Here is a 2,706-nt window from a genome sequence, read left to right on the forward strand (position 1 = left end):
TCTGACCAGTTTTTTTTCAACAATTCTCTAAAAGCCTCTTGACAAAAGACTTACAGTCTTAACTTGTCACCAATGGGTTTCTGCTACCAGAATGATTGTTGAAATGACATATTTGGGTTGCGAAACCCGGTTTCTGCTGTTGCAGCCAGATCGCACCAAAAAACCAAAAAATTGGATAATTTAAAATCTAAAATCGACTCGCCCGCACCGAAAAACAAAAAACTCTAAAATCTAAAACCTAAAATATAAAATCGACTTAGCCGATCGCCCCGGAGAGGTAAAACCTATACGTAGTAGTAGTTTAGATGCTCACAGGGCGAGACCCACATCCCCAAAATATGCTAGAAACTATCAAAAAATGGGTCGATCGAGAACGCCGAGTATTGATTACTGCGAGTGCCGTTGCTAGTAGCGTCATTGTAATGCGCTGGTTCGGATGTTTTCAGGTGTGGGAATGGGCTGCTTTCGACCACTTTGTGCGCTGGCGGCCGGCCGAACCCATTGACTCGCGCATCGTCATTGTAGAAATTAAGGAAGCTGACTTGCAAAAATACGGCTACCCAATTTCGGATGCTGTTTTGGCCCAATTGCTGCAAAAATTACAAGCTGGCAAGCCACGGGCGATCGGCCTCGACGTTTACCGAGATTTGCCAACTCAACCGGGTAACGCCGAATTGCTCAAAACTTTTAAAACTATTCCCAACTTAATCGGCATTGAGTTGATGCCCGACGCAACCAGGCTCGGAGTTCGCCCGCCTCCGGTACTTGACAAGCTCGATCGAATTGGTTTCAACAACGTTGTTATCGATGCTGACTCAAAAGTGCGGCGAACTTTGCTCTATGCTTGGCCCGGAGACGGCAAAACTCATCAAAGTTTCGCACTCAGACTAGCTTTGCTTTACCTCAAAAGCGAAGGAATTTCCCCTCAATCAGCAAAATCCAATCCTAAATACTTGCAGTTAGGCAAGGGGGTTTTTCGGCCTTTTCAACCGAATGATGGTGCTTACGTTCGAGCAGACAGCCGCGGCTATCAAATTTTGACCAACCTGCGCGGCCCGCGAGGCAGTTTTCGCACTGCATCGATGAGCGATGTGCTCTCTGGCACAGTACCTGCTGATTTTGTACGATCGCGCGTTGTCTTGATCGGCTCAAATGCCCCCAGCCTCAAAGACTTTTACCAAAATTCTTACAGTTCCGGTTGGTTTGGTCCTCCCCAGCAAATACCGGGAGTCGAGCTTCAGGCTCATTTCTTGAGCCAAATTTTGAGTGCAGCCATCGACGGGCGTGGGGGTATCAATGTCTGGCCAGAGGCTGCGGAGTTGCTGTGGATTTTGCTGTGGTCTTGGGCGGGAGCAAGTGTGAGTTGGAATTTGCGATCCCTTGGTCGATCGGCTTACTGTTTATTAAGTATCTGTCTAAGTCTAAGTGCTAGTTTATACTTAGTCTTCTTAAGAGGTTGGTGGCTACCGTTAATTCCTCCCATCCTCAGTCTTGTGGGTTCTGGTGCTGCTGTTGTGGGTTATCTGGCTCACTTGCAAGAAGAATTAAAACGGTCTAAAGAATTTTTACAATCGCTAATCGATACAATTCCCGACCCCATTTTTGTCAAAGATCGAACTCACCGCTGCGTAGTTTTGAATCAGGCATATTGTCGGTTTATTGGCTATCCTTTAGAAATTTTAAGTTGCCGAACCGATTACGAATTATTTCCCCACGCCGAAGCCGAGATATTTTGGCAGCAAGACGAATTAGTATTTAAAACTCACCAGCCGCGAGAAAATGAAGAATATTTTACTGACGCTCACGGAATTACGCATCTAATTGCGACTAAAAGATCCCTGCATAAAGATGCTGCCGGCAACCTATTTTTAGTCGGAGCAATCAGAGATATTACCGAGCGCCAACTTCGGCAAAATGCCCTCGAACAAAAAAATGCTGAGCTCAGCCACCAAGCTTATCACGATGCTCTTACCGGTTTGCCCAACCGTCAAATGTTCTACGAATGTTTGCATCAGTCTCTAGAAATAGCCTCCCGCACTCAGGAATTGGTAGCTTTACTGTTCTTAGATTTAGATGGATTTAAATCAATCAACGACACTCTCGGACACAATGTGGGTGATTTACTCTTAAAAATAGTTGCCAGTCGGCTCAAAAAATGCTTGCGGGGCAGTGATACCATCTCGCGGTTGGGCGGCGACGAGTTCACAATCATTTTGCCGGCAATTCCAGGTCGCGAGGAAGCTGCCAAAGTAGCGGAAAAAATTTGCGACGCCATCATGCAGCCTTTTATTTTAAAAGAACATACAGTTTCTGTAACTACAAGTATTGGCATTAGTTTGTATCCCATTGACGGTCAAGAGCCAGATATTTTAGTTAAGAATGCCGATGTTGCGATGTATCGTGCCAAGGAACGAGGGAAAAATCAATATCACTTTTATTAATTAAGAGCAGTTAAAAACATAATGCAACTGTAGGTAAAGTCCCCACCCCAATCTTGATAAGTCATTTGTAATTATTCAATTTTTTATCTAAAATCTCAATTATTTCAGACACATTTAGAGCAATTTTTAGGCCTCAAACCCTAATTGGGCTGTGAGGGAGATATTATTTCAGGCGTCCCCTGTGCAGCTATAGTCATTTCAAATAAGTATGAGACACTCTTCATGCACAATAAGCACGAATAACTTCATCAAGAGATGTGTTAGG

At 44.5% G+C, this 2,706-nt stretch carries 1 protein-coding gene; it reads left to right on the forward strand.

Annotated features, from left to right (window positions below):
- Window positions 1-305: 305 nt before the first annotated feature.
- Window positions 306-2,441, forward strand: coding sequence for a CHASE2 domain-containing protein (locus QUA03_RS28675; RefSeq protein ID WP_333217087.1), 2,136 nt, complete (start codon window positions 306-308; stop codon window positions 2,439-2,441).
- Window positions 2,442-2,706: the final 265 nt, after the last annotated feature.

It is taken from the genome of Microcoleus sp. S36b_A4 (assembly GCF_036700645.1).
Taxonomy (GTDB): domain Bacteria; phylum Cyanobacteriota; class Cyanobacteriia; order Cyanobacteriales; family Microcoleaceae; genus Microcoleus.